The organism is Spectribacter hydrogenoxidans, from assembly GCF_031846275.1.
Lineage (GTDB): Bacteria > Pseudomonadota > Gammaproteobacteria > Nevskiales > Salinisphaeraceae > Spectribacter > Spectribacter hydrogenoxidans.
In genome coordinates, this window is record NZ_JAVRIB010000004.1 from 35,643 (window position 1) to 54,367 (window position 18,725).

Here is an 18,725-nt window from a genome sequence, read left to right on the forward strand (position 1 = left end):
CTTACCTCGAGAATGTCAGGGGTTGACCCGTACAGCCGATGCCAACTTTACCTTCCTGGTAGGCCACTTGACCAGACACGATGGTGGCCGCGATGGACGAACGGAACGTGGTGCCGGCAAATGGCGACCAGCCGCACTTCGACAGAATCGGCCAATCATCCACGATAGTGGGCTTTTCGGTGTCGATGAGAACCAGATCAGCCCAGTAACCTTCGCGAACGAAGCCGCGCTCGGTGACCTGGAAGCGTTCGGCCACATTGTGCGAAGTCTTGCGCACGATGGTCTCCAGCGAGAACAGCCCGCGGTGCATGTGCTCCAGCACCGACAGCAGCGCGTGCTGGACCAGCGGCAGCCCGGCGGGCGCCTGGAAGTAGGGCTGGTTCTTTTCGGCCAGCAGATGTGGCGCGTGGTCGGTGGCGATCACGTCGATGCGGTCCTCGGCCACCGCGCGTAGCAGGGCCTGGCGGTCGGCCGAGGTCTTGATCGCCGGATTGCACTTGATCAGCGTGCCCTTCTCGGCGTAATCGCGTTCATCGAAGAACAGATGATGCACGCAGCCCTCGGACGTGATCTGCTTGCCGGCCACCGGGCCGGGTTCGAACATCTCCAGTTCGCGCTCGGTGGTGAGATGGATCACGTGCAGCTGGGTGCCGTGTTCCTTCGCCAGTGCGATCGCCTTGGAGGAGGACTTGTAGCAGGCCTCGGCCGAGCGGATGTAGGGATGCTCGCTCATGGGCACGTCTTCGCCGTACTTCTCGCGCGCGGCGGCCTCGTTGGCCAGCACCGTCGGTGTGTCCTCGCAGTGGGTGATGATGGGCACCGGCGCGGCCGCGAAGATGGCGTGCAGGGCATCGTCGTTGTCCACCAGCATGTTGCCGGTGGAGGCCCCCATGAACACCTTGATGCCGCAGTTGTTCAGCGGGTCCAGGCGCTTGATGGCCTCGATGTTGTCGTTGGTGGCGCCCAGGTAGAAGCTGTAGTTGGCGCGGCTGGTGCGCGCGGCAATCGCGTGCTTGTCCGCCAGCGCATCGGCGTCGATGGTGGGCGGCTTGACGTTGGGCATCTCCATGTAGGTGGTGATGCCCCCGGCCACCGCCGCGGCCGATTCATGGGCGATGTCCGCCTTGTGGGTCAGCCCCGGCTCGCGGAAATGCACCTGATCGTCGATCATGCCGGGCAGCAGATGGCGGCCGTCGGCGTCGATGACCTGCGCATTGGTGGGCGCGACGATTTCACGATCGACGCGCTCGATCCGGCCGTTCCGGACCAGCACGTCGGCGTCGGTGATGGCGCCTTCGTTGACCAGGCGCGCGTTGGTGATCAGCAGTTCGGACATAACAACCCCGCTAGACTGGCCCGTATGATATCGCATGCCTGACGGCGCCGGCTCTCGCGGCGCCGTCAGGCATGACGATGATCCGCCTAGAATCGCACGCTCAACCCCGCACTGAAGCGCCGCCCGGGTTGCGGGATGCGCAGGAACGAGGTGTGCCGGATGATCTCCTCGTCCAGCAGATTGTCGCCGCGCAGATACAGCTGCGTGCGGGCGCCCGCGCCGGGGAGTTCCACCCCGATGAAGGCCGTGACATCGGTGTAGCCGTCGGTGGCAGTCTCCAGCGGTGCGGTGCGGTTCTGCTCGTCGGCGGTCAGGGCTTCGAGGCTGGCCTGCCAGGGGCCACGGGTGAGGTCGAGGCCCAGTCCCAGCCGTGCCGGGGTGATGCGGGGCAGGTTGGTGTCGTCGTCCAGTTCGCCGCGGACCATGTCCCCGAATACCCGGGCGGTCAGGCCCGTCGCGCCGGTCAGCAGGTCGTAGCCCAGCTCGAATTCGGCACCGTAGAACATGGCATCGGCGGCGTTGTAATCCAGCAGGAGCAGTTCACCGGCGGGATCTAACATGCCGTCCTCGGTTACGCGATCGGCCTGGCCGTCCTGGGCGGGGGTGCCGGTACCGTTGGCATTGAGACCGGCATCCACGGTATCCAGGAACACGAAATCGGCATAGTCGGTCACGAATAGATTGATCGACCAGCGCAGTCGGCCCGCTGTCTGCCGCAGTCCCAGGTCGAGGCTGTTGGCGGTCTCTTCGTCTAGATCGAGATCGCCCCGCTCGAAGGTCTGCGTGGCCTCGTGCGGGCCATTGCTGTAGAGCTCCTCGGCCGCCGGCCCGCGCTGGTACCGGCCCAGATTGATAGCCAGCACCACATCGTTGCCCAGCGGTCGCAGCCCGCCCACGGATAGACTCACCGGCGTGTGGTCGCGGTCCGGGTTGCCGCCCTCGGCCTGGTGTTCCTGATACTCGATCCGGCCGCCCAGTTGCAGCGTCCAGGCGCCGACCGGCCGTTCCTCCACCGCGAAAAGACCTACATTGCGGGTATCCACCGGCGGCACGAACACTTCCTCCTCGCCGAAGGCCTCGAACTGGCGGTCGAAGGCCTGGATGCCCAGGGCCCCGGTCCAGCCGGCAGCAGCGCCGTGGGTCAGGGCCAGGCGCAGCTCGGTTTCCTCGTTGGCGAAGAAGACTTCGCCGCCTTCGTCATGCAGATAGTCGGTGTGGGCCCCGGCGAACTCGAGCCGGTCGAATCCGGGCAAAGGATCGAGCCATTCGCCGCCCAGATCGACGCGGTCCTGGTCGATGTTGATCACGGCGTCCTCACCGGGAATGCCGTACTCGCTGCCGAAGCCGCTGATGGCCGCACCCAGGTACCCGCGATCGCCGGTCCAGGCGGCGCCGCCGCTTAACTGGTCGGTTTCCGAGAAGCTGTTGCCGATCGGCCGGTTGTCGTTGGCCTGGTAGTCGTCGCTTTCGGTGACTCCGCCCTGGAGGTTCCAGGCCAGGGGCCCTGCACCGCCCGACAGGTCCAGCCGGGCGAGGGAATCATCCAGGGTGGAATCCCCGATTGCCAGATCCATGTGTCCGGTCAGCCGGCTGGGCGCGGCGCGGGGGATGCGGTGGGTAACCACGTTGACCACGCCGCCGATGGCGCCGGAGCCGTAGAGCAGGGTGGCGGGGCCCTTGAGGACTTCGATCTGGTGGGCCGACAGCGGGTCGATGGACACGGCGTGATCCACGCTGAGGGTGGACACGTCACCGGACCCGAGCCCGTTCTCCTGCACCCGCACGCGGGCGCCTGACAGGCCGCGGATGACCGGCCGGCCCACACCCACCCCGAAGTCCGATGAGGACACGCCGGGTTCGCCGTCCAGGCTGCGGCCCAGGCTGTTGTCGCGCTGACGCAGCAGTTCATCATCGGCCACCACGGCCGCGGGTTGCAGGGCCTCGGCCTCGCCGCGGTCGCCCAGCGGCAGGGCCTCGACGGCGATCGGTTCGAGGGTTTCCGTTTCGGCGGCCGTCGCCGCCCCGAGACTCAGCGCCAGGATGGCGCCGGAGACAAGAATACGCATGGGAAAGGTCCTGATCGGTGGCGCATGGGAGCGCCGGATGCAATCGCCCCCGCGGCAGGCGGAGACGGCGGATCGAACGAATCAGGACAGGACGGGCGGTGCGCGGCTGCGGTAGGGAAGAGCGGGGCACGCCGGCGGCCGGAGCAGCGCGGCCGGTATTGGTATGCCTTGGGTAACCGACAGCGCAGCGGTTGCGGCACCGGCCGGCGGGACGATATCCAGCCCACCGCCCTGCGTGCAGACCACACAGGCGTGGTCTGCATGGCCGATGACCGGGTGTTCGAATGCGTGCGCCGCGGCCAGCAACTGCACCGCCAGCAAGGCGGTAATAAGCAGTCGCAGGGAGAGGCGCTTTGATAGCATCGTTATAGTGTAACGTTATCGACGGCCCCGGAGGCAACCGATGCCGGCATTTTCGTCGATAATGATCTGGCGCATGCGGAATCCTGCGATTCCGCGCCCGGGCGGGGAACATTCAGACCCCAGGATCGCGTCATTTGCCGGGCCGGTGGCGATCGACCAGACTGAGTGGAACCAGGTCTGGTGGATGTCCAGGCGTGGCTGTGGCAACTTCGTGGCGTTCGCCACGAGGAGGCAAACCGATGGCCACTACCCTTCGCCCCGATCCGACTTTCTATCCTTCCCCGCGGCTTGCCATGGCCGGCCCCGCGGAGCAGTACGGCTATGTCGCGTTGCTGTGCCCGGACGGGAGCCGGCCGGACGCCATCGCCGTCGTGGACTTCGACCCGGCGTCACCGACTTACACACAGGAGGTGCACCGGGTTGAAATGCCCAACACCGGTGACGAGCTCCACCACTTCGGCTGGAATGCTTGCAGCTCGATGCTGGGGCCGCAGTCCTGTCACCCGTTCGTCCAGCGGCGTTACCTGATCGTGCCGGGCCTGCGATCGTCGCGACTGCACATCATTGATACCCAGCCCGATCCCGCTCAGGCACGGATCGTCAAGACGATCGAGGCCGACGAGCTGCTGTCCAAAACCGGCTATTCTCGTCCGCACACCATTCATTGCGGGCCGGAGGGGATTTATATCAGCACCCTTGGCGGAGCCGGCCCGGATGGTGATGAGGGGCCGGCGGGCATTTTCCTGATGGACTGCGAGAGTCTGGAAATCCTCGGTCGCTGGGAAATCGACCGCGGCCCCCAGGATCTGCATTACGACTTCTGGTGGCACATTGCCCACGACATCGCCATGACGAGCGAGTGGTGCAAGCCGCCGCAATTCGAAAATGGCCTGGTGCCGGAGGCCTTGCTGGGCAACCAGTACGGGCATCGGATCCACTTCTGGGATCTGTCCGCGCGCAAGCATCGGCAGGTCATCGACCTGGGCGAAAACCACCAGATGGCGCTGGAACTGCGCCCGGCGCATGACCCCACCCGCCAGCACGGTTTTCTGGGGGTGGTGGTCGATACCACCAACCTGGCGGGTTCCATCTGGACCTGGTATCGCGACGGCAAGGAATTCCGGATCGAGAAAACGGCCGAAATTCCGGCGCAGCCGGCCGCCGCCGATCAGTTGCCGGAGCTGCTCAAGGGATTCGAGGCGGTGCCCCCGCTGGTCACCGACATCGATCTGTCGCTGGACGACCGCTATCTGTATGTCGCCTGCTGGGGTATCGGGCAGCTGCGGCAATACGATGTCAGCGACCCGATGGCGCCGAAGCTCAACGGCACCATCGAACTGGGCGGTGTGGTCAATGCCACCCCGCATCCGAATGGTCAGCCGTTCGCGGGTGGGCCACAAATGGTGGAGATCAGCCGCGACGGGCGCCGGGTATATTTCACCAACTCGCTGTACAGCAGCTGGGACGACCAGTTCTACCCCGGTGGCGTGCCGGGGGCGCTGGTCAAGGCCGACATCGCCGCAGACGGGACGATGACGCTGGACCCGGATTTCTTCGTGAGTTTCGGCGAAGGCTATCGCGCCCACCAGGTGCGGCTGCACGGAGGCGACTGCTCCACGGAATCGTTCGCCTACCCTTGAGATAGCGGCGCATGGATGCACACTGGGCCTGGGTCGCGGCTATCGGCCTGGGCCTGTTTCACGGGTTGAACCCGGGCATGGGCTGGCTGTTTGCCGTATCCAACGGGTTGCAGGCCGGCCGTGGTGGGGCTGTCTGGCGAGCCCTGTGGCCCATCGGCGGCGGCCACCTGCTGGCGATGGCCGCCGTGCTGGTGCCGGTGGCGTTGCTCGACCGGGCGCTGCCCCATGACGCGGTCCTGCAGCTGGGTGCGGCACTGCTGCTCATCGGGTTCGGGCTGTACAAGCTGTGGATGCCGCGGCATCCGCGCGCTCTCGCCCGCGTCGGACCGCGTCGCCTGACGCTGTGGTCGTTTCTCATGGCCACTGCCCACGGTGCCGGCCTGATGCTGGTACCGGCGTTTCTGGGACTCGGACACGCGGGACATCATGCAGACCATGCGGCGATGCTGCCGGCGGGTGTCTCTGCCGCGGTGCTGATGGTCGCCGTCCACACCCTGGCCATGATCCTGGCGGCCGGGCTGGTTGCCTGGCTGGTCTATCGTTACCTCGGCCTGCGTCTGCTGCGATCAGCGTGGTTGAACACCGATTACCTGTGGGCCGTTGCGCTGATCATCGTCGGGGGCGCCGCGCTGGTGGTGTGAACATCCCTCAGCCGTGGCTCTGGCGCAGGCCGCGCGGAATAAATCAGAGGTGACTCAGCCCTGTTCGATCATGGTCTGGCGCATGCGGAATTTCTGCACCTTGCCCGTGATGGTCATGGGGAAGTCCTCCACAAACCGGATCAACCGCGGGATCTTGTAGTGGGCGATCTCGCCCTCGCAGAAGTCGCGGATGGCCTTCTCGTCCGCGGTGGCGCCGGCCCTGAGCCGGATCCAGGCGCACAGTTCCTCGCCGTACTTCTCGTCGGGCACGCCGATCACCTGGACGTCCTCGATATCCGGATGGCGGTAGAGAAACTCCTCGATCTCGCGCGGGTAGATATTCTCGCCGCCGCGGATCACCATGTCCTTCAGCCGCCCGACGATCCGGCAGTAGCCGTGTTCGTCCAGAGTGGCCAGATCGCCGGTGTGCATCCAGCGGGCGGCGTCAATGGCTTCGTCGGTCTTCGCCTCGTCGTCCCAGTAACCCAGCATCACGCTGTAGCCTCGGGTGCAGAGTTCGCCGGGCTCGCCGCGCGGCACCACCCGCCCGGCCTCGTCCACGATCTTGACTTCCAGGTGCGGCTGCACCCGGCCCACCGTGCCCACCCGGTTTTCCAGGCTGTCGTAGGCGCCGGTCTGAAAGCTCACCGGCGAGGTCTCGGTCATGCCGTAGGCGATGGTGACCTCGCTCATGTGCATTTCGTCGATAACCCGCTTCATCACCGCCTCCGGGCAGGGCGAGCCGGCCATGATGCCGGTGCGCAGCGATGACAGGTCGAAGCTGCCGAAATCCGGATGCGACAGCTCGGCGATGAACATGGTGGGCACGCCATAGAGCGCGGTGCAGCGCTCGGCGGCCACGGTTGCCAGCACCGCGCCGGGGTCGAAGGCCTCGCTGGCATAGACAATGGTGCTGCCGTGGGTAATGCAGCCGAGGTTGCCCATCACCATGCCGAAGCAGTGGTACAACGGCACCGGCACGCACAGCCGGTCTTCGGGCGTCAGGCGGATGGCCTCGCCGACAAAGAAGCCGTTGTTGAGGATGTTGTGGTGCGAAAGCGTCGCCCCCTTGGGGTTGCCGGTGGTGCCGCTGGTGAACTGGATGTTGATGGGGTCGTCGGCCTGCAGGGTGCCGGCGATCTCGTCGAGCTGCTCGCGATGCGGCGGCGTCACCCGGCCCGGCAGCGCGTCGAAATTGAACATGCCCGGCGTCGGGTCGGGGCCCAGTCGGATCACGTGGCGCAGCGACGGCACCTCGGCGGCCTGTAGCCGGCCCGGCTCGCATTCGGCGAGTTCGGGGGCCACGCTCTGCACGATGCCAAGGTAGTCGCTGCTGGCGTAGGCCGGCATCAGGATCAGCGCCTTGCAGCCCACCTTGTTCAGTGCATAGACCAGCTCCGACCGTCGGTAGGCCGGATTGATGTTGACCAGCACCAGGCCGGCCCGGGCGGTGGCCAGCTGCGTGATCAGCCAGGCCGCGTTGTTGTGCGACCAGATACCGATGCGATCGCCCGGCGCCAGCCCGAGGGCCAGAAACGCCGCCGCGTACTCGTTCACCCGCGCCTGCAGCTCGCGGTAGGTCAGACGCAGGTTTTCGTGCCGGCTGACCAGGGCCTCGCGGTCGCTGTGCTCGGCTACCGTTCGATCGAAGGCCCGACCGATGGTGTCGCCCAGCAGCGGCACCGGGCTGGCGCCGTGGACATAGCTGAGTTCGCCTGCTGCCATCGTCTCCTCCCGTCATGTTGTTGTACGGGGTCGACTTAAACGCGTTTGTCGGCGGCTGGCAAGCCGCTGCGATGTCAGTCAGTCGCTGGCCGGCGGGGCGTGTTCCGACGTGCCGTCATAGCGCATGGCCAGGCGCACCATGTCGGCAATGCTGTCGACCGCCAGCTTGTGCTTGATGCGTACCAGATAGTTGGACACCGATTTGTGCGACAGCCCCAGCGTATCGGCCGCGGCGGCATTGCTGTGGCCGCTGGCAACCAGGCGGAACACGTCCTGCTCGCGCGGGGTCAGCGCCTGCACCGGGCTGGCCAGTGCGCTCACCCGGCTGACCGCCAGTGCCTCGGCCATGTCCGGGCTGAGATAGACCTCTCCGGCCAGGATGTCGCGCACGCCTTCCAGCAGGTACTCCGGCGGGCTGGTCTTGGTGATGTAGCCGGCGGCCCCGGCGCGCAGCGCGCGGGCGGCGAAGGTGGGGTCGTCGTGCATGGTGAACACCAGCACCCGCGGCGGACGTGGCCGGGCGCGGATGCGCTCGATCAGTGCCAGCCCGTGCACGTCCGGCAGCGACAGATCCAGGATCACCAGCTGCGGGCGCCTGTCCTGCAGCAGCTGCCAGCCCTCCTCACCGCTGCTGGCTTCGCAGCAGGCGCCGAAGCGGCGCAGCTCCAGCAGCTCGCGGCAGCCGCCGCGAACCACTTCGTGATCGTCGATGATCAGGATGGCGGAGGTGGAACTCAATGGTCGGGCGGTGACGGGAATGATCCGCTCGATCATGCGCCCGGCGCCGACCCGGTGCAATCGGGCGAAATGCCCGATCCGGCGACCACGGGCCGGGCACAAGCCGGGCTCGTGGCATGATCGTTCGCGCCACTCGAGTTGTGTCGCCGATGTCACCCAGCCCTCATGATGGCGCCGGCCCGCGGGTCGGCGATGAGCCGGATGCCGGCCCGGCGCCGCCCGTGCGCCGTCGCCGCAGCCTGTCGCTGAAACTGCGACTGCTGGCCATCGTGGCCGGCGTGCTGCTGCTTGGGGTGGGGGCAGCGGTTGCGGTCATTCTCCAGGGCGCGCGTCAGGCCACGGTGGAAGAAATCGACGCCAACCTGCTGTTCAGCCGCGATCTGCTGGGTTTCTTCGTGGCCGATACGCGTCACCTGCTGTCGCGGGAGGACGTGGAGCGCCTGTCGCGAGTGTTCCAGGACCTGCGCCACGTGCGCGTCTCGGTGGCTTCGGCGCCGGGCGAATGGGTGGTACTCAATCAGCCATCCGGTGACGCGGCCCCGCCGGCCTGGTTCGAGCATCTGATCGTGCCGGCCGATCGCGATTTTCCCGACATCGAGTTCCACGGCTGGGGCAACGCCAGCATCCGCATCCAGGCCACGCCCGACGACGAAGTCGCCGAGGTCTGGGGCGAGGTCACCGGTCTGCTGCCGCTGATGCTGGGTCTGCTGGTGGCGATCTGCCTGCTGGTCTACGCCGGGTTCTGGTTCGGTCTGGCACCCCTGCGCGGTCTGCACGAGGCGTTTCGTCGGCTGGAAACCGACGATTTCACCGTGCGCCTGCCCACCGATGCCGTGCCCGAGCTGGCCGATACCCAGCGCCGGTTCAATCATCTCGTTGACGTGCTGGCGCGCCACAACGCGGAGCGCGCGGCACTCATGCGGCGGCTGGTGACCATGCAGGAGGATGAACGCCGCAGCATTGCCCGCGAGCTGCACGACGAGATGGGCCCGCACCTGTTCGGGCTGCGTTCCCGGCTCAGCACCCTGGCCTGGTCGGCCGAGGCCGGTGACACGGCTACCATGCCCGAACGCGTGCGGGCGATGCAGCATGGCCTGGAACATCTGCAACAGCAGGTGCGACGTCTGCTCAAGCAGCTGCGGCCGCCGGTGCTGGATGACCTCGGCCTGGCCCAGGCGCTGGACGGGATGGTGGCCGACTGGCAGCGCCGGCATCCGGAGGTCGACTGGGTGCTGGCCCGCTGCGATCTGACGGAGATGCCGGACGACGCGGTGCAGGTCACCGTCTATCGGGCGGTACAGGAATGCCTGACCAACGTGGCCCGCCATGCGGCGGCCACCCGGGCGGCGGTCCGTCTGTGGATCGAGGCCGGCGCACGGTTGCGTCTGGATGTTACCGACGATGGTGCCGGACGGCCGGATCGGCTGGTCCCCGGGATGGGGCTGAGCGGTCTGCGGGAACGGGTGGTCGCGCTCAACGGCGCGATGATGCTGGAGGCGGGCGACCAGGGCGAAGGTCTGCGCGTGAGCGTGACGCTGCCGCTGACCGCGTTCGCGCCGGCGGATTGAACCCCGCCGATGGGCCGATCGGCCGCCGCCGGGAATGAAATCGGGAAGATGTCCACTATCCAGGCTGGGGACCAGCGATTAGCGTCTGTGTCGGGGGTCGCCAGGGGCGACCGGAGACATAACGACGCAGTGCCAGGGGGAACATAAAGCCGGCCACGTTCAGTCGGTCGGCACGCCCGCCAGGTCTGAGCCCGGAACCGGGTGCTGCGTCACGGAGGAGAACGCTTTCATGTCCATCAAGACACAGGCCGGTCGCGCGGCGCCGCTGGCATTCGGCACGCTGTTCCTGTTCGCCGGTCATGCGGTCCAGGCCCAGGGTGAAACCGGCGCCCTGGCGCCCATCGACATCGAAGCCACCCTGCCCACCGAGGTCGATCAGACCCCGGGTGCGGCCACCCAGATCACAGAGGATCAGATCGAGACCTATCAGCCCTACACGCTGATGGACACGCTCGACTTCGCCCCGGGCGTGCGCACCATCTACGACGACGTGCTGGGCCGGCGGTCCGGCATCGCCATTCGCGGCGCGCCCGCCCGGCGCTCGCGCAAGGTGCTTTTGATGGAGGATGGCGTGCCGATCAACGCCTCCACCTACATCGACCCCAGCGCCCACTACACCCCGCCGCAGGAACGCCTCGAGCGGGTTGACGTGCTCAAGGGCGCGGGCCACGTGCTGCACGGACCGCTGAACAACCACGGCATCATCAACTTCATCAACAAGCGGCCCACGGAAACACCGGAAACCACGGTGGAACTGGCCGGTGGCGACCCGAGCACCTTCAAACGTCACATCATGCATACCCGCACCGACGGCCCACTGGGGCTGGTGCTGTCCTATTCGGGGCTGGATGCCGACGGCAGCTTCGATATCGAGGACTTCAGCTACGACGACTTCTTCGCCAGCGGTGATCTGGCGATCAACGACACCCAGGAGCTGGGCCTCTCGATCACCTATTTCCGTGAACGTTCCGACTACGACGAGAGCAACCTGTTGCCCGCCGAGTACGCCGCGAACCCGCGCCGCAAGACCGGTCGTTTCGCCCAGGAGAACAACAACTTCTCGATCAACTACTGGAAATTCGACCTCACCCACGACTGGCAGCTCAGCGACACGCTGTCCATGTCCACCAAGCTGTTCCACACCGATCTCGAGCGGCCGCGCTTCACGGTGGAGCCGGACGAGGTGGACGTGAACAACGGTGTGCCGGATTTCAGCCCGGGCGGTTACGAGGATCCGGCGTTCTTCTTCCAGCCGGGCGTGAGCGGCGTGATGATCGGCCGCGACCGGAGCTACCAGACCACCGGCCTGGAAACCCGTTTCCAGCTGGCCGGCATTCAGACCGGCCGTGTCACCCACAACTTCCAGTGGGGCCTGCGCTACGAAGTGCACGAGTTCGAGAACCGGGAACCGGTCGGCAATACCGGCGAACTGCTGAACGAGGGCAATCGCGGACGTACCGGCATCGGCGTCACCGAGCCGACAACGGGCGAGGAGAACTCCCTGGCCGAGTTCGACGCCGACGCCGTGTCCGGCTTTTTCCAGGACGCCATCCGCATCGGCTTCTGGACCGTGACGCCCGGCATTCGAGTGGAACGCTACACCCAGGAGCGCGAGGTCATCATCGACGACAGCGGGCCCGGTTCGCCGCGCGAAAAAGACGACAACACCCTGGTGCTGCCCAGCCTCAGCGTGGTCTACGACGGTTACGAACGCACCCAGTGGTTCGCCAATGTCGGCCGCGGCTACACGCCGGCCTTCGCCCGTACCGCCGACGACTTCCCGCTGGAGCCGGAAACCGGGATCAACTCGCAGGTCGGTTTCCGCACATCGGCGTTCCAGGGTCTGCGCATGGAAGGCGCAGTCTTCTACAACAAGTACAAGGACACCATCACCCAGGAGCCCATCACTATCGACGGCACCAACCTGGTGGTGAACAACGACGATTCCCGCTCCTACGGGTTCGATCTGGGCGGGCGCTTCAACTCCGCGGCGCTCACCGGTTCACGACTGAACCTGTTCGCCGAGCTGGCCTACAGCTACACCAAGGCCGAGTTCACCTCGGGCCCGGTGGACGGCAACCGCATTCCGGAAGTGCCGGAACACGCGGGTAACCTCACGCTGGGCATGGAGCACGAGGCGGGCTGGCATCTGAGCGCCACGATTCATCACTTCGGGGATTTCTTCTCCGGCAGCCTGAACAGTGACGTTGTCACCGTGGCCGACGAGGACGGCAATCCAATCGATCCGGCCAATCCCACCCGGCCGACCGGGAGTTCGGAAATCCGTGAGCCGATCATCTTCGGCAACGTGCCCAGCCACACCATCTACTCGGCACGGGCCAGCTACCAGCTGCCCAACACCGGCACCACGCTCTGGCTGCAGGGGCGCAATCTCAGTGACAAGCTGTTCCCGGTGGACTACGCCAACGGCTTGCGGCCCGGCCCGGAACGCACGGTGATTATCGGGTTGACCTCCAAGTTCGAGTAGCGCGAGCGCTGTGTCAGGACCGACCGGGCGGTGCCCAGGCACCGCCCGGTTTTATGTGCTCGATGGACCTGGCCGGCAATCGTCAGGCGCTGGCGTCCAGCCGTTGCGCCCCGAGCTGGCGGATCGTCTCCACCATCGAATGCAACCCGTTTCGCCGGTTGGCGGTGATGTGCTGCTCCAGGGCCAGTTCCTCGAAGATGGCCTGGATGTCGGTGTCCACGATTTCCCGCGGGGACTTGTCAGAGTAGATCAGCAGCAGCACGGCGATCAGGCCGCGCACGATGTGGGCGTCCGAGTCACCCAGGAACCGGATCTGCTCACCGTCCCCGGCCTCGTCGGCAATCAGCCATACTTGGCTCATGCAGCCGCGCACCTTGTTCTCGTCGCGGTAGGCCGTTTCGGGCAGCGGTTCGAGCTTGCGTCCCAGATCGATGATGAAGCGGTACCGCTCCTCCCAATCGGGCAGCATCTCGAAGGTGTCTTTCAGTTGTTGCAGCTTGGCATCCATGGCCCCGATTCTAACAAGCGGCCACCGGCCCACCGAATTCGATAGAATCGCGGCCCCGATGAACATGCACGAATCAAAGGGCTGGTCGGATCGATTGCGCGGTATCGCGGTCGTCCTGCTGAGCCTGCCGATTCATTTCTACCGCGTCGTGCTCTCGCCGCTGCTGGGCCCGCGTTGCCGCTATTATCCGAGCTGTTCCGCCTATGCGTTGGAAGCGCTGCGGGTGCACGGGCCGCTACGGGGCGGCTGGCTGGCGGCCCGGCGCATCATCCGCTGTCATCCGTTGCGCGAGGGTGGGCACGATCCGGTGCCGCCGGCGGATGCGTCGGCGCGGCGCAAACGGTAAGATGCCGCGGCGCAAAAAACCATGACCCAGTTTTCCGAACACAAGACGCTCGACATGCCCACGCTGGACGCGGAGATCCGCGGCTGGTGGGAGGCCGAGCGCGTGTTCGAACGCTGTGGCGAGGCGCGACGCGATGCGCCCACTTTCACCTTCTACGAAGGCCCGCCCACGGCCAACGGCCGGCCGGGCATCCATCACGTGCTGGGTCGCACGGTCAAGGACACCTTCTGCCGCTACAAGACCATGCGCGGGTTTCGGGTGGACCGCAAGGCCGGCTGGGACACCCATGGCCTGCCGGTGGAAATCGAGGTGGAGAAGGAACTCGGCCTGCAGTCCCGCGAGGACATCGAGGCCTACGGAATTGCCGAGTACAACGCCGCCTGCCGGGAATCGGTGCTGCGCTACAAGGCGCAGTGGGACGACCTGACCCGGCGTATCGGCTACTGGGTGGACCTGGATGCCCCCTACGTCACCTTCGCCAACGAATACATCGAATCGGTCTGGTATCTGCTGAAAAAGCTGTGGGACCGGGGCCTGCTCTACAAGGGCCACAAGATTCACTGGTACTCGCCGGGCTCGGGCACCGTGCTGTCCAGCCACGAGGTCAGCCTTGGCTACCAGGAAGTGCAGGACCCGAGCGTGACCATCCGCTTTCCGCTGGCCGCTGAGAAAGACAGCTACTTCCTGGCCTGGACCACCACGCCCTGGACGTTGATCGCCAACGCCGGTCTGGCGGTGGGCCCGGATATTGACTACATCAGGGCCCGACCGACCGGCGATGACGCTGCCGACGAAACGTTAATCCTTGCCGAAGCGGCGGCGCCGCGGCTGCTGGGGGAGAACTATGAGGTGATCGGGCGCCTGACCGGACGCGACCTGGTCGATACCCGCTACACCCCGGTATTCGATCACTTCGCCGATCACCCCGAGGCCGATTCCGCCTGGCGGGTGGTGCCGGCGGACTTCGTGTCCACCGAGGACGGCACCGGCATTGTCCACATCGCCCCGGCCTTCGGCGCCGACGACTATGCCACCGGCCAGGCCAACGGCCTGCCGTTGTTGAATCCCGTCGAGCGGGACGGCCACTTTGCCGCCGACTGGCCGCTGGTGGGCGGGCAGTGGTTCAAGGATGCCGACAAGATCATCGCGCGCGATCTCAAGGACCGCGGCCTGCTGTTCGCCCGCGACGTCACCGTGCACAACTATCCGCACGACTGGCGCAAGGGCACGCCGCTGATGAACTACCCGGTGGAGTCCTGGTTCGTGCGCACGTCCCCGCACAAGGATCGGCTGGTCACGCTCAACGAGACCATCAACTGGTATCCGGCCCACGTCGGCCGCGGCCGCTTCGGCGACTGGCTGGCCAACAACGTGGACTGGGCCCTGTCGCGCCACCGCTACTGGGGTACGCCGCTGCCCATCTGGGTGTCGGATACCGATCCGTCGCATGTCGAGGTCATCGGGTCCATCGAAGAACTGCGGGGAAAAGCCGGGGATGCGGTGCCCGATGATGCTGACCTCGATCTGCATCGCCCCCATGTGGATCACATTACCTGGCCGGCCCCGGGCGGCGGCACCATGCGGCGGGTGCCCGAGATCATCGACGTCTGGTTCGATTCCGGTGCCATGCCGTTCGCCCAGTGGCATTACCCGTTCGAGAACGCCGACACCTTCAAGGCCAACTTCCCGGCGGATTTCATCTGCGAGGGCGTGGACCAGACGCGTGGCTGGTTCTACACCCTGCATGCCATCGCCGCGCTCACCGAGGAATCGGTGGCGTTCAGAAACGTCGTGGTCAACGGCCTGTTGCTGGACGCCCGCGGCGAGAAGATGTCCAAATCCAAAGGCAACACGGTGGACCCGTTCGAGGCGCTGGACACCTTTGGTGCCGACGTCATCCGCTGGACTATGCTGGCCACCAGTCCACCCTGGGACAACACCAAGTATGCCGACCGCAGCCTGCGCGACACCCGCGCCAAGGTTTTCGGCACGCTTGAGAACGTCTACGCGTTCTTTGCCACCTACGCCAACATCGACGGCTTCGACCCGGCGGTCGGGGCGCCCCCGGTGGCCGAGCGACCGGAACTGGATCGCTGGATTCTGTCCCGGCTACAGACCACGGCGGGCGAGGCCGTCGCCGCGATGGACGATTACAACCCCACCATTGCCGCCCGGGCCGTGGAGCGCTTCGTCGACGAACTGTCCAACTGGTACATCCGCCGCTCGCGGGAACGCTTCTGGGCCGGTGCCCGGGCCGACGAGGCCGATGCCGACGACAAGCGTGCCGCCTACCACACCACGCTGAGCTGTCTGACCGCCGTTGCCCGGTTGATGGCGCCGATCGCCCCGTTCTTCGCTGAATGGCTGTACCGCAATCTGGCGGTTGCGCCGGGCGAATCGGTTCATCTGGCAGATTATCCCGCGGCCGATGAAGCCCTGATCGATGCCGGTCTGGAACGGCGCATGGCGCTGGCCCGGGCCATCGTCGGCAACGTGCTGGCCCTGCGCAACGAGGCCGGTATCAATGTCCGCCAGCCGCTATCGCGCATTCTGGTGGTGGAGGAACCGGCGGTAGTCCGGGCCGACGTCGAAGCCGTGGCCGCGATCGTGCGTGACGAGGTCAATATCGACGCGATCGAGTTCGTCGCCGGTACCGGTGATCTGGTTACCCGCAGCGCCAAACCGAATTTCAAGCAGCTTGGCAAACGGCTGGGCAAGCTGATGCGTCCCGTCGCCCAGGCGGTGGCCGAACTTACCGACGAGCAGATCGACGAGTACCTGCGCGACGGCTGTCTGACCCTGACCATCGCCGATCATCCGGTGGAACTGGACGAGGGCGACCTGCTGATCGAGGCCGAAGGTGTCGAGGGTTGGCTGGTCGGCCGCGAGGACGGCGTTACCGTGGCCCTGGACGGCGCCATTACGCCCGCGTTGCGCCAGCGTGGTCTGGCAAGGGAAGTGGTCAACCGCATCCAGCGCCTGCGCAAGAGCGCCGGATTTCATGTGGCCGACCGTATCGACGTGCAGTTCGCCGCTTCCGCTGACTTGGCTGCGGCCATCGACGCCCACCGCGACTGGCTGGCCGGCGAGACGCTGGCCATGAGTCTTTCAATCGCCGATTCGCCCGCCGGCGAAGCCTGCGAAACGTTCGATATCGACGGCCTGATGCTGGCCGTCGGCCTCAGCCGCCGCCAGCTCGAGCCGGCGTAGGCCGATATAAGGGGCCCGCCCGCATCCGGGCAGGAGATCGCCGCGCTTTGCTCGCGATGACGGCAGCGGTCATTGCGAGGCCCCGACCGGGGCCGCGGCAATCTCCCGGCTGATGTTGCCCGTGCCCGAGATCGCCGCGCCGTCTGTCGACGGCTCGCGATGACACAGGCGTAGTCCTTGAGTCATCCATTGCCAGCAATGCGAGGGCTGACACGGCACTGAGAGTCACGCTATACTGTCAGGCTATCGCCGGTCCACGGCATTCGGCAACCAGGCAACCAGAGCAGCGACAATGAGACAGGACATCCACCCCAACTACCGCCCGGTCGTGTTCAAGGACATTTCCGGCGAGCTGGCGTTCATGACCCGCTCCACCGCGCAGACCAACGAAACCATCGAGTGGGAAGACGGCAAGGAGTATCCGCTGGTCAAGCTGGACGTATCCAGCGCCACCCATCCGTTCTACACCGGCAAGCAGACCATCATGGACGCGACCGGTAAGGTGGAGCGCTTCCGCCAGCGCTACGGCATGGGCAAGAAGTAGCACTCAGAAAAGCATTTTCGGTTATCGGACGGCGCGCCTCGGTGCGCCGTCTTTCGTTGCGAGACCACCATGGCCGTCACCACCCGCTTCGCCCCGTCGCCCACCGGCTATCTGCATGTGGGCGGGGCCCGCACTGCGCTGTATTCCTGGTTGCACGCCCGCCAGTCCGGCGGTGTTTTTCGCCTGCGCATCGAGGACACCGATCGCGAACGCTCCACCCCCGAAGCGGTGCAGGCCATCCTCGACGGCATGGCCTGGCTGGGGCTGGCACACGACGGCGGCATCGAATACCAGACCGAGCGCTTCGAGCGTTATCGCGCGCTGATCGGCCAACTGGTCGAAGCCGGCCACGCCTATCCCTGTTACAGCAGCGCCGAGGATGTGGAGGCCATGCGCGAGGCCGCCCGGGCCCGTGGTGACAAGCCCCGCTACGATGGCACATGGCGCCCGGCTCCGGGCAAGGTTCTGCCGGAGCCGCCGGCCGGGGTCGATCCCGTGATCCGCTTCGCCACGCCGCAGGACGGCGACACCGTCGTTCATGACCTGGTCAAGGGCGACATCATCCTGCCCAACAGCGAACTGGACGATCTGGTCATCGCCCGCGGCGACGGCACCCCCACTTATAACTTCTGTGTGGTGGTGGACGACATGGACATGGGCATCACCCACGTTATCCGCGGCGACGATCACGTGAACAACACACCTCGCCAGCTCGCCATTCTGAAGGCGCTGATCGACATCGGCGCGGCGGGCGAGCGTGCCGAGCCCCCGCAGTATGCCCACGTCCCCATGATTCTGGGCGCCGATGGCAAGCGGCTCTCAAAGCGTCACGGCGCGGTCAGTGTCATGGCCTACCGCGAGCAGGGCATCCTGCCGCAGGCCCTGTTGAATTACCTGGTGCGTCTTGGCTGGGCCCACGGCGATCAGGAAATCTTCTCGGTCGACGAGATGCTGGCCCATTTCGATATCAGCCGGGTACAGGGTGGTGCTGCCACCTTCGATCCCGACAAGCTGCTGTGGGTCAATCAGGAGCACATCAAGGCCGCACCTGCCGACCGGCTGGAAGCCGAATTCTCCTGGCATCTGCAGCGCCAGGGTATTGACCCCTCCGGCGGTCCGGCACTGACCGACGTCATCGACGTGCTGCGCGAACGCGCCCGCACCCTGGTCGAAATGGCCGAAAAGGCCGCCATGTTCTACCAGCCGGTGACCGGCTACGAGGACAAGGCGGTCAACAAGCACGGCAAGCCCCCGGCGGCCGAGCGCCTGGCGGAAGTGCACGCGGCGCTTGCCGGTCTCGACGACTGGCAGCCGGAGGCCATCCACGCCGCGGTCCACCGGGTGGCCGAACAGGCCGAGGTCGGACTGGGCAAGGTCGCCCAGCCGATACGCATTGCGGTCAGCGGCACTGCGGTGTCGCCGCCCATCGACCAGACTTTGTGGCTTTTGGGCCGCGATGAATCACTCGCCCGGCTGGCTGCGGGCATGGAGTATCTTCGCGGCATTGCCGAGGACGCAGGCTAGAAGGCTTTCGGGTATGGGCGGCCCGGGC

14 protein-coding genes are annotated in these 18,725 nt (G+C 66.2%); 9 read left to right on the forward strand and 5 right to left on the reverse strand.

Features of this window, described 5'->3' with window-relative positions:
* Position 1 precedes the first annotated feature (1 nt).
* Together RM532_RS04685 and RM532_RS04690 are read right to left on the reverse strand one after the other, a co-directional pair.
* Positions 2 to 1,336, reverse strand: coding sequence for a dihydroorotase (locus tag RM532_RS04685; protein ID WP_311652007.1), 1,335 nt, complete (start codon positions 1,334 to 1,336; stop codon positions 2 to 4).
* 86 nt (positions 1,337 to 1,422) lie between these two features.
* Positions 1,423 to 3,402, reverse strand: coding sequence for a TonB-dependent receptor (locus tag RM532_RS04690; protein ID WP_311652008.1), 1,980 nt, complete (start codon positions 3,400 to 3,402; stop codon positions 1,423 to 1,425).
* 168 nt (positions 3,403 to 3,570) lie between these two features.
* Between RM532_RS04690 and RM532_RS04695 the strand changes: the two genes are divergently transcribed.
* The 3 genes from RM532_RS04695 (at position 3,571) to RM532_RS04705 (ending at position 6,046) form a co-directional block, all read left to right on the forward strand.
* The gene (locus RM532_RS04695; RefSeq protein WP_311652009.1) at positions 3,571 to 3,759 is read left to right on the forward strand and encodes a hypothetical protein; all 189 of its coding nucleotides are present in this window, start codon (positions 3,571 to 3,573) and stop codon (positions 3,757 to 3,759) included.
* Positions 3,760 to 4,004: 245 nt separating this feature from the next.
* Positions 4,005 to 5,405, forward strand: coding sequence for a selenium-binding protein SBP56-related protein (locus RM532_RS04700; RefSeq protein ID WP_311652010.1), 1,401 nt, complete (start codon positions 4,005 to 4,007; stop codon positions 5,403 to 5,405).
* Positions 5,406 to 5,416: 11 nt separating this feature from the next.
* Positions 5,417 to 6,046, forward strand: coding sequence for a hypothetical protein (locus RM532_RS04705; protein ID WP_311652011.1), 630 nt, complete (start codon positions 5,417 to 5,419; stop codon positions 6,044 to 6,046).
* 54 nt (positions 6,047 to 6,100) lie between these two features.
* On the opposite strand, the gene RM532_RS04710 is transcribed toward RM532_RS04705, so the two are convergent.
* Positions 6,101 to 7,771 carry an AMP-binding protein gene (locus RM532_RS04710; protein WP_311652012.1) on the reverse strand — a complete coding sequence of 557 codons (1,671 nt, stop codon included), beginning with the start codon at positions 7,769 to 7,771 and terminating at the stop codon, positions 6,101 to 6,103.
* A 78-nt stretch (positions 7,772 to 7,849) separates the two neighbouring features.
* A complete protein-coding gene (locus RM532_RS04715) occupies positions 7,850 to 8,545 on the reverse strand; it encodes a response regulator (RefSeq protein ID WP_311652013.1) in 696 nt (231 codons plus the stop codon).
* A gap of 113 nt (positions 8,546 to 8,658) precedes the next feature.
* Here RM532_RS04715 and RM532_RS04720 point away from each other — a divergent pair, with 113 nt between their 5' ends.
* Both RM532_RS04720 and RM532_RS04725 read left to right on the forward strand, forming a co-directional pair.
* Positions 8,659 to 10,077, forward strand: a complete 1,419-nt coding sequence (locus RM532_RS04720) for a histidine kinase (protein ID WP_311652014.1) — start codon at positions 8,659 to 8,661, stop codon at positions 10,075 to 10,077.
* Positions 10,078 to 10,306: 229 nt separating this feature from the next.
* A complete protein-coding gene (locus RM532_RS04725) occupies positions 10,307 to 12,565 on the forward strand; it encodes a TonB-dependent receptor family protein (protein ID WP_311652015.1) in 2,259 nt (752 codons plus the stop codon).
* 82 nt (positions 12,566 to 12,647) lie between these two features.
* Here the strand turns inward: RM532_RS04725 and RM532_RS04730 are convergent, their stop codons facing one another.
* A complete protein-coding gene (locus tag RM532_RS04730; RefSeq protein WP_311652016.1) occupies positions 12,648 to 13,073 on the reverse strand; it encodes a SufE family protein in 426 nt (141 codons plus the stop codon).
* A gap of 64 nt (positions 13,074 to 13,137) precedes the next feature.
* On the opposite strand from RM532_RS04730, the gene yidD reads away from it, so the two are divergent.
* From yidD to gltX, 4 genes are all read left to right on the forward strand, one after another.
* Entirely contained in the window at positions 13,138 to 13,419 is a 282-nt protein-coding gene (yidD, locus tag RM532_RS04735; protein ID WP_349255270.1) for a membrane protein insertion efficiency factor YidD, read from the forward strand.
* Between the two features lie 21 nt (positions 13,420 to 13,440).
* Positions 13,441 to 16,629 (forward strand): isoleucine--tRNA ligase, encoded by a 3,189-nt coding sequence (ileS, locus tag RM532_RS04740; protein WP_311652017.1) that lies wholly within the window; start codon positions 13,441 to 13,443, stop codon positions 16,627 to 16,629.
* A gap of 292 nt (positions 16,630 to 16,921) precedes the next feature.
* A complete protein-coding gene (locus RM532_RS04745) occupies positions 16,922 to 17,173 on the forward strand; it encodes a type B 50S ribosomal protein L31 (protein ID WP_311652018.1) in 252 nt (83 codons plus the stop codon).
* A 69-nt stretch (positions 17,174 to 17,242) separates the two neighbouring features.
* A complete protein-coding gene (gltX, locus tag RM532_RS04750) occupies positions 17,243 to 18,697 on the forward strand; it encodes a glutamate--tRNA ligase (protein WP_311652019.1) in 1,455 nt (484 codons plus the stop codon).
* The last annotated feature ends 28 nt before the right edge of the window (positions 18,698 to 18,725 follow it).

Coding starts and splice junctions, on each gene's coding strand:
- RM532_RS04685 (WP_311652007.1), bottom strand. CDS start 1,336: ATGTCCGAACTGCTGATCACCAACGCGCGCCTGGTCAACGAAGGCGCC.
- RM532_RS04690 (WP_311652008.1), bottom strand. CDS start 3,402: ATGCGTATTCTTGTCTCCGGCGCCATCCTGGCGCTGAGTCTCGGGGCG.
- RM532_RS04700 (WP_311652010.1), top strand. CDS start 4,005: ATGGCCACTACCCTTCGCCCCGATCCGACTTTCTATCCTTCCCCGCGG.
- RM532_RS04705 (WP_311652011.1), top strand. CDS start 5,417: ATGGATGCACACTGGGCCTGGGTCGCGGCTATCGGCCTGGGCCTGTTT.
- RM532_RS04710 (WP_311652012.1), bottom strand. CDS start 7,771: ATGGCAGCAGGCGAACTCAGCTATGTCCACGGCGCCAGCCCGGTGCCG.
- RM532_RS04715 (WP_311652013.1), bottom strand. CDS start 8,545: ATGATCGAGCGGATCATTCCCGTCACCGCCCGACCATTGAGTTCCACC.
- RM532_RS04720 (WP_311652014.1), top strand. CDS start 8,659: ATGTCACCCAGCCCTCATGATGGCGCCGGCCCGCGGGTCGGCGATGAG.
- RM532_RS04725 (WP_311652015.1), top strand. CDS start 10,307: ATGTCCATCAAGACACAGGCCGGTCGCGCGGCGCCGCTGGCATTCGGC.
- RM532_RS04730 (WP_311652016.1), bottom strand. CDS start 13,073: ATGGATGCCAAGCTGCAACAACTGAAAGACACCTTCGAGATGCTGCCC.
- yidD (WP_349255270.1), top strand. CDS start 13,138: ATGCACGAATCAAAGGGCTGGTCGGATCGATTGCGCGGTATCGCGGTC.
- ileS (WP_311652017.1), top strand. CDS start 13,441: ATGACCCAGTTTTCCGAACACAAGACGCTCGACATGCCCACGCTGGAC.
- RM532_RS04745 (WP_311652018.1), top strand. CDS start 16,922: ATGAGACAGGACATCCACCCCAACTACCGCCCGGTCGTGTTCAAGGAC.
- gltX (WP_311652019.1), top strand. CDS start 17,243: ATGGCCGTCACCACCCGCTTCGCCCCGTCGCCCACCGGCTATCTGCAT.